Origin of the sequence: Flavobacterium sp. (assembly GCF_030146175.1) — a bacterium.
In the GTDB taxonomy this organism is placed as follows: Bacteria; Bacteroidota; Bacteroidia; order Flavobacteriales; family Flavobacteriaceae; genus Flavobacterium.
This window is the reverse complement of record NZ_JASLCE010000008.1, coordinates 1-20,423: the sequence shown is the minus strand read 5'-3', so window position 1 is coordinate 20,423 and position 20,423 is coordinate 1. Positions and strand designations below refer to the sequence as shown.

The window sequence follows — 20,423 nt, the reverse complement described above, 5'->3', positions numbered from 1 at the left end:
AGCTAATGAACAACGTAATCGCTTTTTTTAAAAACCTGTCACCGTTAAAAATGGTGATCATAAGTGTTGTTTTGGGAATCCTGGCTATCTTTTTAGAAAAACCGTTTCCCGGTATTTTTCTGGCATTGCGATTAACAAGTTTTGTATTGCTGATTGTAGCAATTATCAGATACTTCAATAAAAAATAAAAATAAAGGCGTTATTCATATAACGCCTTTATTTTTTGCCAGAGTACTTCGTCAAAATCCGATAAAGCCATATTGCTGCCATCGGCGGCATCACCCATTCGGATGATTACCATTTTCATACTCGGTATAACATAGATTTTCTGATCATTCTTTCCAAGTGCCATATACATATCCGACGGTGCCGAAGGAATAATACTTCCGGAAAATTGATACTGACTTTGCGGTAAATGGTAACTCGTTTTTCCGTTTAACCACCATAGATACCCATAGGCCAGATTGATATTCTGCGAAGTGGTTGTGGCTTCATTCCAGTAGCTTTCGTTTAGAATCTGTTGGTTATCCCATTTTCCTTTGTTTAGGATTAGCAATCCGAAACGCGCCATACTTCTGGAATTGCTGGAATAAACGCTTAAACCATCAGAAGTATTGGTCCATATACCATTCATCCCGATTTTATCCCGTAGCCGACTATTAAAGTAATTGGAGAAAGATGTTAGTGTTGCAGTAGCGATTACATCCTGAAGTTTTACATAAACATTATCGTAAGCCCAACGGGTACCGGCATCGGAGAGATAGGTCAAACAGGCCGGTGTCACACAATCGCCATTACTGGCATCATCCAGTCCGGAAGTCATTGTTAGCAGGTTTTTACACTTGATCAGGTTTTCCTTGGCTAAGGGTGCGCTCGTCCATCCGTTCCCAAGATAATCGGAAACTTTGTTGTTTATGTTGAGATAACCTTCCTGTTGTGCAATCCCGGTCATGGTCGAAGTTAGCGTTTTTCCGGCACTGGCCCAATACCAATAACTATTGGCCGTATGTCCGTTAAAATAATTTTCCATGACAATCCTTCCGTTTACCAGTACGATAAAAGACTTACTGTGCTTTTGCTCCAGATAATCCAGTAAGGGTTGTACGGCATTGGCATGCCATCCCAAATCGGAAATACTACGTGTTTCCCAGGTGGTATTCCCGGAACTGATCGGTGGGAAATACATACTTTCCGTAGGTGTTACGGGAGTGGAACCGCTGGAAGTTTCGCTTTCGGAACTGCAACTGGCTATTGCTAAAAGGGTTATTGCCGACAGGAATATTCGTTTCATAAGGGATCGCGTTTCTATTTGGACTAGCGCTTTGTTAAATGGTTTAAAGCTACAGGTTTTTTTGTTCTAAAGTTTCGTTTGTGCCGTTTTAAAAGGTAAATTTGTAAAAATGTTTGTGCCATGAAAAAAATAATTGCGGTAGTACTGTTTAGCCTTGCTTTTACGGCTTGTCATAAAAAAATTGATGATGCGGCAATCGCCAAAATCAACGGATATTGGGAAATTGAAAAAGCCATTATGCCAGACGGAAGCAGTAAGGAGTATTCGATCAATCCGACTATCGATTATTTTGAAATCAAAGACAACAAAGGATTCCGTAAAAAAGTAATGCCACAACTGGATGGAACCTATCTGGTGAGCGAACTGGACGAAAAAGTTGCCGTGATCAAACAAGACGACCATGTCTATCTGAAATATACTACGGCCTACGCCAAATGGAAGGAAGAATTGATCAAAGTAACCGATGATGAACTGGTGCTCAAAAACGAGCACGATATGGAATACCACTACAAAAAAGCGACTTCATTTTCTATAAAATAAAAGCATGGCGAAACGATTTAATGAAGAATCTCCGATATCCGACGTACTAAAACAGTTTATCCAGGATCATAAATTGCAGGCCGGAATGGACAAGATCGATGTTCGTGATGCCTGGAAAAACCTGATGGGTAACGGGGTGAATAATTATACAACCGAGATCATGCTAAAAGGAACTACGCTTTATGTGGCCTTGTCTTCTGCCGTATTGCGCGAAGAATTAAGCTATGGTAAAGAAAAGATCGTTAAGATGATCAACGAAGAGTTGCGCCGCGATCTGGTTAAGGATATTGTGTTGCGGTAGAATTTTTACGTTATGAGTATTGTCGGAAGTGGTATAATTTAAAGCCTTTTTTGACTTTTGATAGTAAGCAGTTGACTATTATATACTGGGGTAAAATTTGTATATTTAAACTTTATGGAAGAATTCTATTTTATATTTTAAAATTGATAATGATGGCAACAACGATTAAAATTACTCCAGTGATAAAAGGTGAAGAATCTAAAAGATTTAATAATGTTATAGCTAAGAGTAAAGTAAATAAAATTTCTGAAACGAAAAAAAACAGAATATTTGATTTGGTATGTAAAGTGATGTCCAAAAAAGCATAATCATGGATCTGTCTGATTTTACTTTTTCGGTATTAAGAAATGAAGAAGTATTGGACTATTTTGATTGTAACGATTCGGAAATAAATATTTTTTTACTGGAAGATTCTAAAAAATTCCAAAACGAAAAAATAACAAATACCTATTTATTTAAAACAGATAATGATATAGTGGCTTTTTTTTCATTGTCGAATGATTGTTTAAATGATTTAGGGTATGAAAATTCTATTTGGAATAAGCTTCATAGAAAAATTAAACTCCCTAATAAAAAAAGAATTCGTCAATACCCGGCTGTTAAAATTACAAGGTTGGGAATTCATAAAAACTACCAGGGCTGCGGATTAGCACATCAGTTATTAGACTTTATTAAAGGCTGGACATTTATTGAACACAAACCTGCATGCCGGTTATTAATTTTAGATGCCTACAACAAACCTCAACAGTTAGCATTATACGAAAAGAATGATTTTATATTTCTTTTAGAATCGGATAAAGAGAAGAAACATCGATTTATGTATTTTGATCTGATGCGATTGGATTAAAAAGTTATAGAAACATAAAAAGCAGGACGAATGTCCTGCTTTTCCACTTTTTAAAATGTTATACCGTTTCGGGAACAACAATATCGGTGTTTGTATACACTTTTACGCCACCTTTCCAGGTTTCCAGAACCGGAACCTTACGCAGTTCTTTATAGTACTCTTTCATCGTTAGTGGATCCTGTTCCAGAATCACGAAATCGGCAAAATAACCATCCTGTAACGAACCCGTCCACTGCTCGGCATGACATTGCCACGCCGCGTCATAGGTTACCGAAAGTAACGCCTGTTCCGGAGTAAGGCATTCTTTTTCGTTTAATACTTTGTCCGGGTAATCGTCCGGTGCAGCTTCCATCATACGGGTAATGGCTTGTTCCATCATGCGCAATGGTCCGATCGGACTTACGGAATAATCGGTATGTAGCGAAATACGTAATCCGGCGTCAAGTGAAGAACGACACAAATCCAGTTTTTCTACTTTTTCTTCAAAAATGGCTTCCTTAAACGGATACCCGTAATAACCCACATGCCCGATTAGAAAACTCGGAACAATACCAAGATCTTTCATTTGCTGGATTTGTGACTGTTCCAAAATTGAGCAGTGTTCGATACGGTGACGACGGTCTGCTACTTTTTTCGCTTTAAAAGCGGCATCGTAAACTTCTATCGCAAATTTTACAGCCATATCACCATTGGCATGGATCATTAAAGGCCATTCTTTTTCTGCAACAACCGTTTTTACAATGTCGAGATAGGTTTGCGTTGGCTCGTCCGGATGCGGATGCTCTTTGTCTTCCGGGAAATTAAACACCCCAAGATTATCGGCCGGATAACAACAATAAGGTTTCGACTGATAACCGGTTAATCCCTGATTCGAACCGTCGGAAATGATTTTAACGCTACCCGAATACAGGTCTTTGTACTCTTTTATCGGAGTAAAAGTCGGTAGTTTTTTAGCATCATCCAACGTTAAACAGGTTTGTGCCACACCAATGCGCACTTTCTTTTGATGGAAATCCAGATATAATTTTAAGATAAGCTCTTGTACGGATGTCATTCCGGCGTCATACATAAAAGTAACGCCACGTTTCACAGCGGTATCAAACAAATCGTCCAGATTTTTAAACGAAGCAAGCGCAAATTCAGCGACCTGGCGAATCGGCATACATTTTAAAGCCGGTCCGATTTCTTCGGTTTCCTGTAATTGCCCGTTTGTGGTTTGCTGATAATTTTCGAACGTTTTGTATTGATCGCGTATACTTTTATTCAGATCGAAAATAATACGAAGTGTCAACGAGTTTACATAGGCCGTATGCATCGAAGCGCTCATGATAAATACCGGATAGTCAGGTACGATGTTATCCAGAAATTGATAATCGAACGTAACCAGCTTGTTTAATGTGTCCGGCGTATGACTTTTTTCAAAAGGCATAAAGGCCGGATCAAGATTACAACCTAAAATCCAATAATTATTTTTGTTAAGCTTTTCTTTGTTTTTAGGATCATTTTGATAGTCATCAAGCTGCTTTTTAAGCCATTCGGTGTTGTAACCTTTCTTTAAAAACTGTTCGTCATAAGGACTCAAATCCAACCAACTGCCCAATATGGCAGAAGGTACCAGGTGAACGTGCGGTTCGATTAGTCCCGGAAGCAAGGTATGACCTTTGTCCAGTTTTCGGGTTTGAAAAAGATGTCCCGTTTTGATCATGGCCTCCGTTACGTGCAACATAGAACCGGAAGCAACGACTTTTCCTTTGTGGAATCCGATAGCTTCAACCGTATGTGTTTTCCCGTCTATCAACGGACGAATTGTACCGCCGTGAAACAATACCGATTCTTCTGTTGGATTAACAAAAGGGGTTTTGTTTTCCGATAATTGGGTGATAATTTCCGAAGAGGAAAGTTCCTTTTCCAGAATTTTTAAAACCGGATTGTTACAACCGCAATGGGTACATCCGTGGTGAATATGTTCGTGATCATGTATCATACTTTAGCGATTTAGGGATTACTATTGATGATTATTTATTAGCGTTGATATTACTCTGAACCGACCAGGCAAAATCCAGTAATACCTGATTGCGGAAACGACTCATGTCTTTCATATCGATATACTGATCGGTAGTGTATACGCTTCCTGTAACCGATGCCAAAGCGTGACAACTCATACAGTTGGTTTGTACACCATATTGGAAACTTGGGTTTAGCTGGTTGTTGTCACCACTAAATACGCTTGGACCAAAAGAGCCTTCCAAATAAGGGTTAAACGAGATGATACTTCGTACACCTTTGTTGGTTCCACCGGTAATCGGCTGGTTAGGCCATACCATCGCATAAGAGGTTGAAACGGCATAATTGGCAGCCGCACCTTTGATAATGCTTGGACGTAATTTTGCATTGAACGCCGAACTTGGGAAAAACGGATTGTCGCGGTCATAGCTCCAGAAAAAGGTCTGCCAGGTCCAGTTGCTGATTTCTTTGGTTCCTACGTGCATGGCTACCAATAAGATATAATCGCCGGCTTTGTATTTGCGTTTGCTGCTTTTTTGGTTGTTATTCAGATAGGCAGCCATACGACCGTCGATCTGATCATTGATAAATTCGTTCAGGTTACAAGTGGCTGCTGCAATTTGAGCCGGTGTCGGATTGGAACCGGTAACCGGTACGATGGTTTTGTCTTTTGCTTGTTTGTTGTTGGTGTCCACATAAACGTAGGTTTGCCAGTCTTTATAACCAAATACCTTAGCTGGTTTTGGATCGCCCGGCCAAATCGGAACGCGGATCAAACCGTTCGCATCAACACCACCGGCAAAATAGGTAGGTTTGGTTGTAATACCAGCTGATGGAAATGGAGGAATGTTACCGATACCGTTAGTAACTTTGTATTTGTCGAGTGTTGATTGGTTGAAAATAAGATTTTGTGTCGAATAACAGGCTGCTGCCGGATTGTAGGAAACCGTTTCGAAAACATTAGAAACCGTATCAAGCACCGCATTTCTTTTACCAAACAATTGGCCGTGGATTAACTGTTTTGGTACTTCCAGAGCACTGCGTTCTTTTTTGATCTGAAAGCATCCGCCTTCTTTGTTTCCGTCGGCTGCCATTTGCGCCAGTTCTTTTACGCTCATCCAGGTTTCAAATACCAATAGCGAATCACCGTTAAAAACCTGACCGGATTTTGCCGTCAAACCGGCCCAGATACCCCAGGCATGTTGGGTAATACTAGCGGAATCCTGTTTGTTAAGCCAACCGTAAATTGCGGTAGAATCTTGAGGGAATTTAAAACCGGGAAGATTTAAGTCGTCCGGAAATTCCTGTGGTTTGATAATAGGAGCTGCGCCTAATAATCCGGCATCCGGTGTCGTGTTTTTCTTGCAGGAAATAGCCAGACTGGTAGCTGTTAGCGCAACCAGAATACCAAACGAAATGGTCTTAAGGGGTAGTAGTCGTTTCATGTTTGTTGTAGATTTGGTTTGTATTTATATGCTGTTTTTGTTTGATTACCTTATTCTATATTAGTCCCGAATTGCAATTTTTTTAGGATTTTAAATTTGCAATTTGTGTTGAACTCGATTTATATGTAAGGCGTTTTGTAAAGTTAATGGCTTGGTAAAACCTATAATAGCGTATAATTACGCGTTTTTATAATCAGATAGAAATACTGAAAAAGGAAAGATACGGGTACAAAAAAAGCCGTTCCTTTTGGAACGGCTTTTCGAAAATAATATAGTATTTTATTAGAATTCTTCTCTTCCTGCGAAGTGGAAAGCGCTTTCGATAGCAGCATTCTCATCACTGTCAGATCCGTGAACAGCATTCTCCCCGATAGAAGTTGCATATTTTTTACGGATAGTTCCTTCTGCAGCATCAGCAGGGTTTGTAGCTCCGATTAAAGTACGGAAAGCTTCTACAGCGTTATCTTTTTCAAGGATTGCAGCTACGATAGGACCTCTTGACATGAATTCTACCAATTCTCCGTAGAATGGTCTTTCACTGTGAACAGCGTAGAATTTTTGAGCATCCGCTACTGTTAATTGTGTTAATTTCATTGATACGATTCTGAAACCAGCTTCAGTAATCATGTTAATAATTCCTCCGATGTGTCCTTTTTCAACAGCATCAGGCTTAATCATAGTGAATGTTCTATTCGTTGCCATCTTGTTTTGTTTAAATTTTTTGCAAAAATAGTATTTTTAAGCAGAATAATAGGTTATCTTTTTTATTTGTATCGAAGAATTGTGATTCTTTTATACAATCAATACCGGAAAATCCTGTTCCAACGGCTGTAACTGGCGGAATAATTCGGTTAGTAAATTCGTGCCGTGTTCCAGATAAAATTCCGAAAAATTTGCCGTCCGTTCCTGAAGACTCAGGTTGGGGAACAATTCGTTTTGCAATGCCGTGATACGACTCAATTGCTCCTGATGGTTGCGTTTTTCGGCTTTTAACAATCGTTTTTCAAGATTATCCAATCCTTTTAGCTGTTTCTTTTCCTGAGCAGCTACGGCACCTATAAAAGAAGCATCGGTTTTGGCAGCCATTTCCCGCAATTTGGAAAATTGTTGTTCCAGATGTGTTTTCTGTTCCGAAAAGTCAAGCGTAAAGGCCGAAAGTGATTTGGTTTTCGCATCGATCAGATCGTGTTGCTTTTGAAATAAATCGGCCCAGGTTAGACCTAATTGGTCTGCTTTGTGCGCCTGTTTAGGTGTTGCCAGAACTACAGAATTTCGCAATACCAACATTGGAAACGGAACGTTGGAAGCCTCGAAAAAGGATTTTAATTCCAACCAGTACGCCAATTCTCCACCACCGCCAATATAGGCCAGATTGGGTAAAATCACTTCCTGATATAACGGACGCATGATCACATTGGGACTGAATTTTTCCGGGTAACGTTCCAGTTCATCCAGAATCTCTTCGGTGGTAAACCGGCGCGAAGTTCCGTTAACGATATAACCTCCGTTTTCAAAAACGATGCGTTCCCGCAATCCGTCCTCAATATAAAAAAGGTTAATTTCCCTAGGGTTAACCTGTATGTTGTAGGTTTTTAATAAAACCGACGTTTCCGTTACTTTCTGAAAAGCGACTTGTTCGAGTAATTCCCGTTTTACATACGGAATGAATTCCCGTTTTAACGCTTCAGAATCACCATCGATAATCACCAATCCTTGTTCTTTAAACAATTCATTGGCCAGAAAACGGGTCGCATCGGCCAGATTCGAATGTTTTAGATAGGCATTTTTAAATAACTGACGTAAATATTCGGCGTTATGACCAATTCCGAGTTCTTTCGAAAAAACATCAAAAACACTATCCAGTCCTTCGGTCGAAAGACGGCCAACCGGTCCGGAACTATCGCGGTTCCATTTTATTTTTTTATTTCTGAAATTAAAATAATTGATCTCTTCAAAATCGTGATCTTCCGTGGCCATCCAATATACCGGTACGAAATGATTCGTCGGATAAGCAGCTTTTAATTCTTTAGCCAGATTGATGGCCGAAACGATTTTGTATAAAAAATATAAAGGTCCTGTAAAAAGATTTAACTGGTGTCCGGTGGTTACGGTAAAAGTGTTCTCGTTTTTTAACAGGGCGATATTTTGAAGTGTCGCTTCCGAAACAGCTGTCGAGGCATACTGTTTTTCCAAAACGGTTGCCAGTGTATTTCGGTTCGCTGTACTAAAATGTGCCGCTTTTTCGTCAATTTGACTTCTGAAATTTTCCAGGGAAGGAAAACGATGGTATAAGGACTGTGTTTCTGTTTTTTTATCTAAATAATCGACAATTAACCGGGAAAAATAATTGGATTCTTGATAGCTGATACAGTCAGTAGGCATAATAGGATATAATTATATAAGTGTGTTTTTTTGAAAAATAAAGGTAGATATAATCGCTTTCGAATCTCCCAAGTTATTGTTAATTTTTTAAACCGTCAACTGATGGAGGCTTTGCTAATGGTTTGTTTCAGGTGATTTTTATCCGAAAAATCGAATTATCGTCTTGAAAATGAGTGTTTTTGAATTTGAATTTGAAAAATAGATTGAAATATTAGGAAATGTCAAAAACATTTTACAAACTTTGCATTGTGAAAAATTAATAACCTTTAAAAAACGAAGAAAAATGTTTGTATTGCAATCATCTACTATCAGTGTGACACCAAATTGTGGTGTAGCTGTTCTTCGTGGTTTTGTTCAGTCCTAGAAAATTACTTTCCAAGATAACAAAGCCCGAAGACAACAAGTTTCGGGCTTTTTTGTATACTTTTTACTTTAAAGCTCCCGGTTTAGCCCTTTAATTTATCCGAATACGGATAAAATGTTTCGCAAAACAAAACAGCATCCCAATCGGATTACTGAAGCTATTGTTTTGCGTTCCAAAAAAATCAAAGAATCAAACAATGGGAAATAAATTATCCGGGAAGGACCTGATCAAATTAGGCTTTCCTAAAAATAATAGCATCAATATTGCCTTGGGGCAAATTAACAGATATAGAAAAAGAGAGAAAAAAGAAGGCATTCTAACGGAGGCAAAAGAAGTATTACTGTTTCCGGAAAAATTCAAAAATCACGGTACCTGGGGAAAAGTGGCCGAAGGCTTGATTAACCCAGTTCAGGTGCGAATGCAACAACTCAATACCACTCGCGCACCGTTTTCGATTTTTGGTGAAAACGAAATCGATCAGCAGGCAAAATTCCAGTTGTACGATGCGCTAAAACTGCCGGTTTCCGTAGCGGGAGCTTTGATGCCCGACGCACATTCCGGTTATGGATTGCCGATTGGTGGCGTACTGGCCACTGAAAACGCGGTGATTCCCTATGGTGTAGGTGTTGATATTGGTTGTCGGATGAGTTTGTCGATTTTCGATTTACCGGCTTCTTTTCTAAAAGGAAGAGAGCAGCAACTGAAAGCAATCCTGGCGGAGCATACCAAATTCGGAATGTATGAAACGCATCAGATCAAAGCGGATCATGAAATTTTTTACCGACCGGAATTTCGGGATATTCCATTTGTAAAAGGTCTGTTAGACAAAGCCTATAAACAATTGGGAACCTCCGGTGGCGGAAATCATTTTGTAGAATTCGGAATTGTAAAAATCGATACACCGTTACCGGAATGGAAAATGTTGCCCGGTGAATATTTTGCGGTGTTATCGCATAGCGGATCCCGCGGGTTGGGTGCCAATATTGCGAAACAATATACCTATCTGGCGACCAAACAATGTCCGTTGCCTAAAAATGTACAACATCTGGCCTGGCTGGATCTCAATACGCACGACGGACAGGAGTATTGGATGGCCATGAACCTTGCCGGTGATTATGCCAAAGCCTGTCATGATGAAATTCACAGGCGGATTGCGAAACTACTGGGGAAAAGGGTGGTCGTAACCATAGAAAACCATCACAATTTTGCATGGAAAGAAATGCATAACGATAAGGAGTGTATTGTACATCGCAAAGGTGCTACGCCGGCAGCCGAAGGACAATTGGGAATTATTCCCGGTTCGATGACCGCTCCGGGTTATATCGTGATGGGGAAAGGAAACCCGGCGAGTCTTAATTCGGCGTCACATGGAGCCGGAAGGGCATTTTCGAGAGCCAAATGTAAAACGATGTTTACGCAAAGTGACATCAAAAAAGAACTTAAAAAGCACGAAGTAAGCCTGATTGGTGGCAATATTGATGAAGCGCCAATGGCCTATAAGGATATCACAAAAGTGATGGGAAACCAACAGGAATTGGTTACCGTTTTAGGGACGTTTACGCCTAAAATCGTGCGAATGGATAAATAACTGTAACTATGAAACGATTTCAGGACGAAAATAAAAGAGCCCATCATTTTGCCAATGAATTTCAGGTGAAATGTCCAAAATGCGGGACAAAAGCGACTATTAAAAGAACGTTTTCCGAAAAGGATCAATACGAGCGTTATCCGATTCGGATTTTAAAATGCCCGGGTTGTCATCTCTATCAGGAAGATACTATGATCAAATACAAAGCAACAGTAAATCAGTATTGTTGTAACAATGTTGAAAAAGTAAAATACGAGTCGCAGCTTTTGAATGAGAAACCGCAAAAAATAAAGGTAAAGTGCACGAGTTGTAACCAGATAAAAGAATTTGTGCCGAGAATTGAAGAAGTGCATATGTGTTTTAAAACAGATGAAAATAATGTCAGAGAGTGGCGTTTTAATACCGAATTATGGTATCAGAAAACCGTAAGGGGGAATGTATTCTGGGCGTATAATGAAGCACATATTGACTATTTGGAGGGCTATATCGCTGCCGGTTTACGGGAACGAAACAGTCAGTATAACGTTGGCAAAACAATGGTCGCCAGCCTTCCGAAGTTTGTAAAAGATGCCCGTAATCGGGATAAGCTATTAAAGGTGATTAAAGAATGGAAAAAATCATACAAATAACATCCGGAAGAGGTCCGGAAGAATGCAGCTGGGTTGTGGCTCAGGTGCTTAAAAAAATAATGGAAGAAGCGCGATCCGAAGGACTGGATACTCAGATAATTCATAGGGAACCGGGACAGGAAAACGGAACGGTGGCTACGGCAACGCTTATTGTTAAAGGAAAGGAAAGCGCTGTTTTTGTCGATTCCTGGATCGGAACCATACAATGGATTGGAACCAGTCAGTTTCGAAAAATGCACAAACGGAAAAACTGGTTTATCGGGATTTTTGAAATAGAACAATCTGCCGTACCGAAAATTTCGTATGTAGATATAAAGTATCAGGCGATGCGAAGTTCCGGAGCTGGCGGACAAAATGTAAATAAAGTCAGCTCGGCCGTTCGTGCGACACATACTCCAACAGGAATCAGTGTGGTAGCGATGGATAGTCGTTCGCAGCATCAGAATAAAAAAACGGCAACCGAACGTCTTGTTCGAAAACTGGAAGAAGCAACATTAGAATTACTAAAAAAGGAGGTCGATAAAAAATGGGAAAACCAACTGAATATTGTAAGAGGAAATCCCAAACGCGTGTTCACCGGAACCGATTTTAAAAAACAAAACGTGGCGAAAAATTATAGCGCCACACGACAACAACTAAAGAATAACTTGAAAAACTACATCGAATGAAAACAGATAAATTAGATAAGTTTTTGTTTCAGGCTATGGACGCCTATCCATCTTATCTGGAAGAAACCGTGGAATCGTTGGGATACGCTTTGTCGTATGACGCCAAAAATACCATGGCACTCTGCCTTTTAGGAAGGCTTCATGCGGAACAACTTTATGATTACGAAGGGGCGAAAACCTATTTCGAACAGGCATTGGCCGAAAATCTGCATGCTTTGGAAGTGTATCCGTATTTTATCGATACGCTATTGCAAAACGAAGATTTTGATCAGGCCGAAAAATTAATCGATTTCGCACTAACCATTAAAGGTTGTAATAAAGCCGAAATCCTTTTGAAAAAAGTGAGCCTGTTGGAGCGTAAAAAAGCTTTTGCAGAAGCAAAAGAAGTGCTGAAAGAGGTAAAATTAAACGCCTATAATTCGGATTTACATTATTATATTTCGGATACGGAAAAACGATTAAAAGAGAAAATTGAATTGTCCGAAGGTAAAAAGGAAAAGAAAGCGAAAGCGAAAAAGAAGAAAAAATAATTGTAAAAAAGCTCCCTATATAGGGAGCTTTTTTTTATGGTTTGAAAGGATCTATTTTAAAGAGCAATCAAAGCTGACGGCTACGTTTTTAGAGACTTTTTTGCTAACTACACTCGGGATTTCAATACCAAAATCGTCTACCGTTACCGTAAAGTTGGATTGAATGGCAATGTCGTTGCCCACTTTTTTGATTTTAGCCGGAATAACCACATCTTTTGTTTTACCGTGTATTTCCAGTTTTCCGCGGATGGTGTAGTCTTTGGCCGCATCCGTTAGCGAACTCATTTTAAAATCGTCGATTTTTCCTTTAAAAGTCGCTTTTGGATAACGATCACTTTCGATGTAATTTTCATTAAAATGCTCTTCCATTAAGGCAATTTTAAAGCGAAAACTTTTAACCAGTACCAAACTGGCGATTTCACCCGTATCGGTGTTCAGTACAAACGTAGCGTTGCGACTTTTGGCTTTTACTTCTTCAAAAGCGGGAACCGATGCCTCAAAGCTGATTTCTCCGGTTTTGGTGACCTTTTTATTTTGTGCCTGTAGTCCTGTAAAAGCACAGAGCATGGCGAGAAGGTATAAAATGCGTTTCATGATTCAGGGATTTATTATTCGACAAGACCGTTAGTATTCCATTCGATTATTTTGTTGATTGTGCTTTGCGGTAAACGCGTGCCACCCAATGGCATCATGCCATCTGCTCCCTGTGATCGGGATATTCTGTCAATCAATCCTCGGTTTAAAACCGCGTTTTTTACATCGGCATACGTGGTTAACGACATCGGTGCTCCGTTGGACGGTACCGTTCCGTGACACGAGATACAGTTGTTGGTAATAATGCTTTTCACAGTGTTGGTATAGGTAACCGGTTCGGTAGTACTACTGTTATCGATAAGGTCGGAATCAGTATCGTTCGTACAACCGGTCAGTACTAATAAACCGAGTGAAAGGGTGAATAGGTAGCTTTTTTTCATTTTACTTTATTATATGGTTAAAGTTATGATTAAAATTTAATTTATAAAATGAATTATCGTTAATTTTACATTTATTAAATTAAAAATTTATGAAAAGAAAACGAATAGTGTTAATTTTGATTGTACTGGTGTTGCTGGGCTTTGCCGGTTATTCTTATCTGTACAAAGGGCATCGCGATATTGCCTCGGAAAAAGAGAGTTATCTCGTAACGGCCAATTCTATTTTTGATGAATTTAAAGTCGATGAAGCCAAAGCCAATCAGAAATATCTGGATAAAACAATAGAAGTATATGGCAAAATCACTAGTGTTGATCTGGATGCCAATTCGGTTATTATCGATGAAAAACTATTTGCCGTTTTAAAAGATAAAATCAAAAACGGAGAGCTAATGGTTTTGTCCAATATCAAAGTGAAAGGGCGATTTATTGGCTACGATGATTTGTTGGGCGAACTGAAAATGGATCAATGTACACTAGTGAAATAGTGCTTTCCGGTTAAAAACAGGACTGTATAAATTATATAACGCAATCAATTAAGTACCTTATATGAAAAAAAGTTTACTCTCTTTACTCTTACTTCCTTTTTGTGCGTCGGCTCAAAATGACCTGTTGTCGGAAATCGACACGGTAAAAACAGATAACCGGGTCGAATCGGTATTTAAGTCCTTAAAAATCGTTAACCTCGAATCGACCAAACTGGCCGCAAAAGGGGATTTCTATTTTATAGTTGCCCATCGTTTTGGGTATGTCAAACATGGTTTTGAAGACTTTTTCGGAATGGACGATGCCAATACGCAAATCAAATTTTCATATGGGGTAACGAACTGGCTTACGGCTCATGTTTCCCGTAGTGGTTTTCAGAAAACCTACGAAATGGCTGTGAAATATCGGTTAATGTCTCAGGAAAAAGAAGGATTCCCGGTAACGCTGGTTGGGTTTAATAGTTTGGCAATCAATACTGAAATGAAAAAAGAAGATTTTCCAAACCTGAAATTTGACAACCGACTGAGTTATGTAACGCAATTATTAATTTCCAGAAAGTTTACCGAACGACTTTCGCTGGAATTGGCACCATCCTATTTCCATGAAAATACGATCCGGGATATATTGGATGAAAATAATAATGTGATCACGCCCAATCCGCAATCTAATGATCAGTTCGCTTTGGGTATGGGTGGCCGTTATAAACTCACCAAACGCTGGTCGGTTAATATGGATTATGCGGCTCATCTGAACCGGGCTAAAAATTCCGTATTTACGAATCCGCTATCCATTGGTGTGGATCTGGAAACCGGCGGACACGTTTTTCAGATGCATTTTACCAATGCCAGAGCGATGAACGAAGCTGGTTTTCTCGGACAAACCACAGGCGACTGGGGAAAAGGAGAGATCTCTTTCGGATTTAACCTGGTTCGGGTATTTTAAAAATAAAAACCTGTCGGAAATTATAACCGACAGGTTTCCAATAAAGAAAAGGGCTGTTGTAAAACAGCCCTTATTTTTTTAATTCTTGATGAATTTTGTACTGTATTTTTCTCCGGTATTGCTTTCAATAGATAGGATATAGGTTCCTTTTGCTAAAGTACGAACATCAATCTGATTGGATTCGATAGCGGTTGTTAGAGCAATACGTCCTGTGATATCATAGAAAATTGCTTTGTCGGCAGTAACACCTGTTGCATCCAGCTGTATTTTGATAAAATCATGAGATGGGTTTGGATACACCACAAAAGAGTCTTTGTTGTGATCTCCGGTGCTAAGCAGTGTATTGCCTTCAATAACGACAAGATGTTGGTTGGTATTAACATTGTTATAGGTGTCTACAATTCCTGAAGGCCATTTTACAATTACCTGAGTGACTTGTGTAGCCGTTCCCAGACCAAAATGAACATTTAAGGAACTCATATTGCGGAAACCGTCACCACTGCGTACATCGCGGATTTGTTTACCCCATGGACCGTAAATTTCAACGCGGGCGCCAATACCATTGGCATTACTTTGTAATCCTTTTAAGGATAATTTTAACCATTTGTTGGAGTTGGCATTATTTAGAAAAATATTGTCTCCGTTTTGGATGTCAAGGAAACCGTCGTTGTTTAAATCTCCGATAGGTCCGTTGGTGATACCACCTAACGGCTGACGCGTAAAGGTCATGTTACCGTTGTTAAACAGGATTGTATTTCCGGGCCCGAAAATATCAATATAGCCATCGTTGTTAAAATCGTGTGCTACATTTTCCTGCCCTAAATTGGTTAGAGTCGGTATTCCGGAACCAGCTGTAACATCGGTAAAAGTTCCGTCACCGTTATTGCGCATCAGTTTGTGCATACCATTTGTATTGGAACTGGCTCCTACAAAAACGTCCATATCGCCGTCATTGTCGAAATCGCCCCAAGCCGATGACCAGGTTTGAATTGGGTCGGATAAGCCGGCTTGTGCACTTACATTGGTAAAAACACCATTTCCGTCGTTGCGGTGTAATTCGTTAAGACTGGCCGAAATATTTCCGCCACGGCATTTGGCGATAAATAAATCCTGATCGCCATCATTATCATAATCAACCCAGATAGAACCGTAATTTCCACCTTGTGGATGATCACCAAGTCCTCCCTGATGATAGGTCAGGTTGTTGTTGCCATCGTTCATAAAATAAACATTCGGATTTACGTCGTGACAAACAAAAATATCCAGATTTCCGTCCTTGTTGATGTCTACAAAATTGGTTCGTTGACAGAAGATATACTGTGGAAAAGACTGAGCGGTATAAGCAGTGCCATTGCCATTGGCCTTAACAAACGTAGCACCGCTTCCGCCTCCGAAAATAAGGTCGTTATACCCGTTTTTATCCAGGTCACCGGCTGCGATACTCCACGACGGTTGGTTGTTTGCTCCGGTTAACGGGAAAGTGGTACCGGTAAAACTTCCGTTAGATGACTGATACAAAATGCGCATTTGGTTATTACCCACACCTACGATATCGTCAAGGTAGTCACCGTTCATATCGACTACACAATTTTTATAGGTAAAACCGGTAAGCGGTTGGGACATTTGTGAAAAGCTAATTAAATTGGTTCCCGGTGTCTCCTGTGTTAAGTAGAAATCAAAACCGATACTGTCCCATCTGTTATCAAAAACAATGAAATAAGTGTTGCCTTGTACCGCTTCGAAAACAACGGTTGAGGTATTCGCGCTACCGCTATCATCATCACTGGCTACACAAAGCATCGAATTACAGGTGCCCTTATATACGTTAATACGCGTGTCACGGCCTACGCTGCCCGGTAAATCGGTGGTTATCGTTACCGAATAATTAGCGGTAGGGGTGTAAGAATACCATTCGCAGGCTGTACCGAAAATTGGATTTCCCGGTAAACATTGTATGGTAGGGAGATTGGTGCCAGAAATAAACGGTACGGAATGTAGTCCGGGACCGATTGTCTGGGCATTATTACAAGTGGTTTGGGCATGTAGGTTTACATATCCCAACAATAAAAGCAATAAGGTAATTTTTTTCATGTCGTTGTAGTTTTTGGTTATTATATTAGATTTAGAGGTTAAGGGCAGTTTGGATTGAGCGAACTAATCCATTGTTCGATCATCAGTACGGCTTCTTCGTGTGCCATGGTACGGCCGAGTAACGGCATACGATTGGCTTCGTCGGTCGATTGTAATCGAAAGTGTAGCATTGAACGTTGAAACTTACCGCGGCTTACGATATGTGTCAGATCATTGTCGATAAATTCCTGTGGCTCGACACAAATTCCCAGATTGACCGGATTCGAGGTTTCACTAAAGGCAAAACGCATCGGACGGTAGTCGCAATGACTGTTTTCGGAATGACAGTGCGCACAGTTGATATCGAGATAAGAGCGTACGCGCAATTCCAATGGTTTTGAGGTGTCTTGCCAGTTGATGGTACTGGTAATATTGGCCGGATAACCGGCTTGTAACATCCCGCGTTCCATCCATTTTGTTAACTGATTTTTAGCGCCATCGGTATAGTTGTAAACAAAGTTGAGGTTTTGCGGTTTCGGTCCTATTGGAATCGCTTTTTCATCTTTTTTATGACAGGTAAGGCATTCTACGGATGATGGAATTCGGTAATTAGTTGACTTGGTTTGACCGTTTTCCGTCCAGGTTAGTGAACGGTAACTGCCGTTCATGTCAAGGAGAGCATCTGTTTGGGAGTCATTCCAGATATAATTGGCAAAGATCCACTGGTCGACACCTTCACTGTCGACACCTTTTTTGATCATTAATCGGGTTTCAATAATCTGCGTTTTATTTTCCGGTTGAACATTATCGTAATAAAAAGTTTTGATCAAAACTGTCCCAATCGGAAAGGTTACTACTTTTCCATCGCCATTATATACTGCTTTGGTATTTTCAGGCATCCATACAAAACGTTTTTTATGAGCATAATCTGTAAAAAGACCGCTGGCAATTTCATAGGGTAATACGCGATCATTTGGGGTATTATTTTTTAGTGCACCGGTAAAAAAATGATAGTCCGAGAGTTTTGGATAAGGCACTTGTGACAAATCAGCCGAAACAGGTGTACCTGTCGGAGTAGGTGTTGGGGTAATTTCTGTATAATCATCGTTGTCAGACTGACAGGAAAATAATACAAAAAGTCCCATTAATAGTAGTAGTGTAGGGGGAAAGTAGTTTTTTTTCATACAATTGTTAATCAAATGTTTATGTTTTGCCTAACAAATATAGCAGAATTAGCTATTTAATTTTTAATTAACAATAATTTTAAAAAATATTAATTTTTTTGTTAAAAATATTTTTTATTAGGTTGGCATGTTGTTTAATATATGGAATGTTTGTTTTTCTGTTTAGTCAAGAAGCGATACATTGTGATGTCTGTATATAATGCCATATTTATTTTTCAATGTTCGCTTTTTGTAATACTCTTTCATGGCTGATGAATAGGGCTGTGTTGTCTGTTTTGGTTATGGAATTGTCTCTTCTTGTGAGATTAGGTTTTTTTAACTTAGCCATGATTGATTTGTAAAATATTGAGTATGAGAAGAAAAATGATAATGAAAAAATACCTGTCACTACTGTTTTATGGTTTAACGATTATTTATGGACTGAAATGCCAGGGACAGGAAGTGCTATTTTCAACATTGGATGCGGTTAGGAAACCAGCGCCACTTGACCCAAACTTATCATCAATTACGAATACAGGGGAATTGATTATAATGGATGATTTTAAATTGTCAAAAAAGAGTCAGATCACCCGGTTTACTTTTATCGGACAACTCGGGAAACCAACGCCCGAAAACATAGCATTAATTAAAGGAGTACGGTTGTATATTCTTAGGGCATTTACGACGAGTCAGCCATTATCTGAAGCAACCAGTTTGAATTATTTTGAGCTGATACGGGAATACACTCCGGGATTGAAAATAACGCAGCAAGGAGATCAGATTACTATTGGTATCGATATAAAATTGCTTGGATTTGATATGATACTTGAAGTGGGAACATATGGAATTGCCTTTGCGCCAATAATTGCTACAGAGGAGATGCCGCCCGATAAAGTATGGTACTGGTATCAGGGAACCGATTACGGAGCCGAAGCAGTAATATGGGATAATGGCGGTTGGTCGTCAACAAGTTTTGGATCCGTAGCTTTTAGTATTGAAGGTAAAGAAGTAACGTTGGGAATTTCGAAATCGGATATACAAACCGTTACTGCAAAGGTGTGTCCCAATCCTTCGTATGATGTTTTTAAAATTAGTACACCAAAAGAGATTGTTTCTGTTGTGGTGTATAATGGAAACGGGCAGTTGGTGTTACAAAACAAATCGAAGACTATTGATCTGTCTGCTTTTCCAAAAGGGGTTTATTGGATAACAGTGATCTGTAACGATGGGGGGCAACTTCGTGAAAAATTAATTAAAACATAAAGTAAAATGAAAATAAAAAAAGTGAAAAATTGGGTAGTACTTTGTTGTAGTTTGTTTGTGGTAAATTTATTAAGTGCTCAGGAAGAGGTAATATTTTCAAGATTAGATGATGTGAGAAAATTAGATGATTTTGCCGCCAGTATCTCAACAGTTAGTAATACCCAAAAAAGAATACTGACGGATAATTTTGATATTGAACATAAAAGTAAAATCACCCGATTTAATTTTGTAGGACAAATTGGTTTAATTGCTCCAGGGGATATGTCGCAGATTAAAGGGGTACATGTATTTATTTTTAAAAATATATTTGAGGAGGTCGATGGGAAACATGAAGAAATTCCGTTTTCAGGAACTTCTTTAGCACATTTTTATTTGGATAATGCCAACGCAGGTTTATTAAAAAAAGTTGAGAGAGAGAAAGTTCTTATTTCGGTTGATTTGGATCTGGCTGGAAAAGAACTGATTTTGGAATCAGGTTCTTATTGGATAGCGTTTGCTCCGGTTATGGCTACCGATGGTTTGCCGGCTGATAGTGTCTGGTATTGGTATGAAGGAGATGGTGCTAGTTATTATGTTAGAAAATGGAATAATGGTGATACAGAATGGAGTCCTATTAGAAGTGGTAGCCCGAGGTCGATGGCTTTTAGTATCGAAGGTAAAGAAGTGGTATTAGGAATTTCTGAATTAGATATGCAAACAACTGTAATAACGGTATATCCCAATCCATCTTGCAATATCTTTAAAATTAATACACCAAAAGAGATTGTTTCTGTTGCGGTGTATAATGGAAACGGGCAATTGGTGTTGCAGAACCGGTTGGAAACTGTTGATTTGTCGGCTTCTCCTAAAGGGGTTTATTTATTGACTGTGAGTTGTAATGATGGTACACAGGTTTTTGAAAAATTAATTAAAGTCTAAAATAAAATGAAAAAGATAAGA

General features: G+C 39.3%; 22 protein-coding genes. 13 read left to right on the top strand and 9 right to left on the bottom strand.

Going from position 1 to position 20,423, the window contains the following annotated elements:
- Nucleotides 1-5 precede the first annotated feature (5 nt).
- The gene (locus tag Q1R07_RS00660) at nt 6-188 is read left to right on the top strand and encodes a hypothetical protein (RefSeq protein WP_300484945.1); all 183 of its coding nucleotides are present in this window, start codon (nt 6-8) and stop codon (nt 186-188) included.
- Between the two features lie 11 nt (nt 189-199).
- Here the strand turns inward: Q1R07_RS00660 and Q1R07_RS00655 are convergent, their stop codons facing one another.
- Nucleotides 200-1,291, bottom strand: coding sequence for a serine hydrolase (locus Q1R07_RS00655; protein WP_300484944.1), 1,092 nt, complete (start codon nt 1,289-1,291; stop codon nt 200-202).
- Between the two features lie 120 nt (nt 1,292-1,411).
- On the opposite strand from Q1R07_RS00655, the gene Q1R07_RS00650 reads away from it, so the two are divergent.
- The 4 genes from Q1R07_RS00650 to Q1R07_RS00635 all read left to right on the top strand — a co-directional run bounded on the left by Q1R07_RS00650 (nt 1,412) and on the right by Q1R07_RS00635 (nt 2,979).
- A complete protein-coding gene (locus Q1R07_RS00650) occupies nt 1,412-1,831 on the top strand; it encodes a lipocalin family protein (protein ID WP_300484943.1) in 420 nt (139 codons plus the stop codon).
- 4 nt (nt 1,832-1,835) lie between these two features.
- On the top strand, nt 1,836-2,132 hold the full coding sequence (locus tag Q1R07_RS00645; protein WP_136403289.1) for a DUF721 domain-containing protein: 297 nt from the start codon (nt 1,836-1,838) through the stop codon (nt 2,130-2,132).
- A 149-nt stretch (nt 2,133-2,281) separates the two neighbouring features.
- Nucleotides 2,282-2,440 carry a hypothetical protein gene (locus Q1R07_RS00640; protein ID WP_300484942.1) on the top strand — a complete coding sequence of 53 codons (159 nt, stop codon included), beginning with the start codon at nt 2,282-2,284 and terminating at the stop codon, nt 2,438-2,440.
- Between the two features lie 2 nt (nt 2,441-2,442).
- Nucleotides 2,443-2,979, top strand: coding sequence for a GNAT family N-acetyltransferase (locus Q1R07_RS00635; RefSeq protein ID WP_300484941.1), 537 nt, complete (start codon nt 2,443-2,445; stop codon nt 2,977-2,979).
- Nucleotides 2,980-3,037: 58 nt separating this feature from the next.
- Here the strand turns inward: Q1R07_RS00635 and Q1R07_RS00630 are convergent, their stop codons facing one another.
- From Q1R07_RS00630 to bshC, 4 genes are all read right to left on the bottom strand, one after another.
- Nucleotides 3,038-4,963: an amidohydrolase family protein gene (locus Q1R07_RS00630; protein ID WP_300484940.1), complete on the bottom strand. Its 1,926-nt coding sequence runs from the start codon at nt 4,961-4,963 to the stop codon at nt 3,038-3,040.
- A gap of 31 nt (nt 4,964-4,994) precedes the next feature.
- The gene (locus Q1R07_RS00625; RefSeq protein ID WP_300484938.1) at nt 4,995-6,428 is read right to left on the bottom strand and encodes a hypothetical protein; all 1,434 of its coding nucleotides are present in this window, start codon (nt 6,426-6,428) and stop codon (nt 4,995-4,997) included.
- 282 nt (nt 6,429-6,710) lie between these two features.
- Entirely contained in the window at nt 6,711-7,130 is a 420-nt protein-coding gene (locus Q1R07_RS00620) for a nucleoside-diphosphate kinase (RefSeq protein WP_136403285.1), read from the bottom strand.
- A gap of 90 nt (nt 7,131-7,220) precedes the next feature.
- A complete protein-coding gene (bshC, locus tag Q1R07_RS00615; protein WP_300484935.1) occupies nt 7,221-8,810 on the bottom strand; it encodes a bacillithiol biosynthesis cysteine-adding enzyme BshC in 1,590 nt (529 codons plus the stop codon).
- Nucleotides 8,811-9,370: 560 nt separating this feature from the next.
- Here bshC and Q1R07_RS00610 point away from each other — a divergent pair.
- The 4 genes from Q1R07_RS00610 to Q1R07_RS00595 are packed head-to-tail and all read left to right on the top strand — an operon-like array spanning nt 9,371 to nt 12,589.
- Nucleotides 9,371-10,762 carry an RtcB family protein gene (locus tag Q1R07_RS00610; protein WP_300484933.1) on the top strand — a complete coding sequence of 464 codons (1,392 nt, stop codon included), beginning with the start codon at nt 9,371-9,373 and terminating at the stop codon, nt 10,760-10,762.
- Between the two features lie 8 nt (nt 10,763-10,770).
- Complete coding sequence (locus tag Q1R07_RS00605) at nt 10,771-11,391, top strand: hypothetical protein (protein ID WP_300484931.1); 621 nt, start codon at nt 10,771-10,773, stop codon at nt 11,389-11,391.
- The gene (gene prfH / locus Q1R07_RS00600) at nt 11,370-12,059 is read left to right on the top strand and encodes a peptide chain release factor H (protein ID WP_300484929.1); all 690 of its coding nucleotides are present in this window, start codon (nt 11,370-11,372) and stop codon (nt 12,057-12,059) included. Before Q1R07_RS00605 ends, prfH begins: the two co-directional genes overlap by 22 nt.
- The gene (locus Q1R07_RS00595; RefSeq protein ID WP_300484927.1) at nt 12,056-12,589 is read left to right on the top strand and encodes a hypothetical protein; all 534 of its coding nucleotides are present in this window, start codon (nt 12,056-12,058) and stop codon (nt 12,587-12,589) included. The genes prfH and Q1R07_RS00595 overlap by 4 nt, the downstream gene beginning before the upstream one ends.
- 51 nt (nt 12,590-12,640) lie before the next feature.
- Here Q1R07_RS00595 and Q1R07_RS00590 read toward each other — a convergent pair whose 3' ends face one another.
- Nucleotides 12,641-13,183, bottom strand: coding sequence for a YceI family protein (locus Q1R07_RS00590; protein ID WP_300484926.1), 543 nt, complete (start codon nt 13,181-13,183; stop codon nt 12,641-12,643).
- Nucleotides 13,184-13,197: 14 nt separating this feature from the next.
- Entirely contained in the window at nt 13,198-13,563 is a 366-nt protein-coding gene (locus tag Q1R07_RS00585; protein WP_136403278.1) for a hypothetical protein, read from the bottom strand.
- An 89-nt stretch (nt 13,564-13,652) separates the two neighbouring features.
- Here Q1R07_RS00585 and Q1R07_RS00580 point away from each other — a divergent pair, with 89 nt between their 5' ends.
- Both Q1R07_RS00580 and Q1R07_RS00575 read left to right on the top strand, forming a co-directional pair.
- Nucleotides 13,653-14,048 carry a hypothetical protein gene (locus Q1R07_RS00580; RefSeq protein WP_300484922.1) on the top strand — a complete coding sequence of 132 codons (396 nt, stop codon included), beginning with the start codon at nt 13,653-13,655 and terminating at the stop codon, nt 14,046-14,048.
- Nucleotides 14,049-14,109: 61 nt separating this feature from the next.
- A complete protein-coding gene (locus Q1R07_RS00575; protein ID WP_300484921.1) occupies nt 14,110-14,988 on the top strand; it encodes a DUF5777 family beta-barrel protein in 879 nt (292 codons plus the stop codon).
- Nucleotides 14,989-15,066: 78 nt separating this feature from the next.
- On the opposite strand, the gene Q1R07_RS00570 is transcribed toward Q1R07_RS00575, so the two are convergent.
- Both Q1R07_RS00570 and Q1R07_RS00565 read right to left on the bottom strand, forming a co-directional pair.
- Entirely contained in the window at nt 15,067-17,079 is a 2,013-nt protein-coding gene (locus Q1R07_RS00570) for an FG-GAP-like repeat-containing protein (RefSeq protein WP_300484920.1), read from the bottom strand.
- A 38-nt stretch (nt 17,080-17,117) separates the two neighbouring features.
- Nucleotides 17,118-18,242, bottom strand: a complete 1,125-nt coding sequence (locus tag Q1R07_RS00565; protein ID WP_300484919.1) for a hypothetical protein — start codon at nt 18,240-18,242, stop codon at nt 17,118-17,120.
- A 351-nt stretch (nt 18,243-18,593) separates the two neighbouring features.
- On the opposite strand from Q1R07_RS00565, the gene Q1R07_RS00560 reads away from it, so the two are divergent.
- Complete coding sequence (locus Q1R07_RS00560) at nt 18,594-19,484, top strand: T9SS type A sorting domain-containing protein (protein ID WP_300484918.1); 891 nt, start codon at nt 18,594-18,596, stop codon at nt 19,482-19,484.
- A gap of 6 nt (nt 19,485-19,490) precedes the next feature.
- Complete coding sequence (locus Q1R07_RS00555) at nt 19,491-20,402, top strand: T9SS type A sorting domain-containing protein (protein WP_300484917.1); 912 nt, start codon at nt 19,491-19,493, stop codon at nt 20,400-20,402.
- The last annotated feature ends 21 nt before the right edge of the window (nt 20,403-20,423 follow it).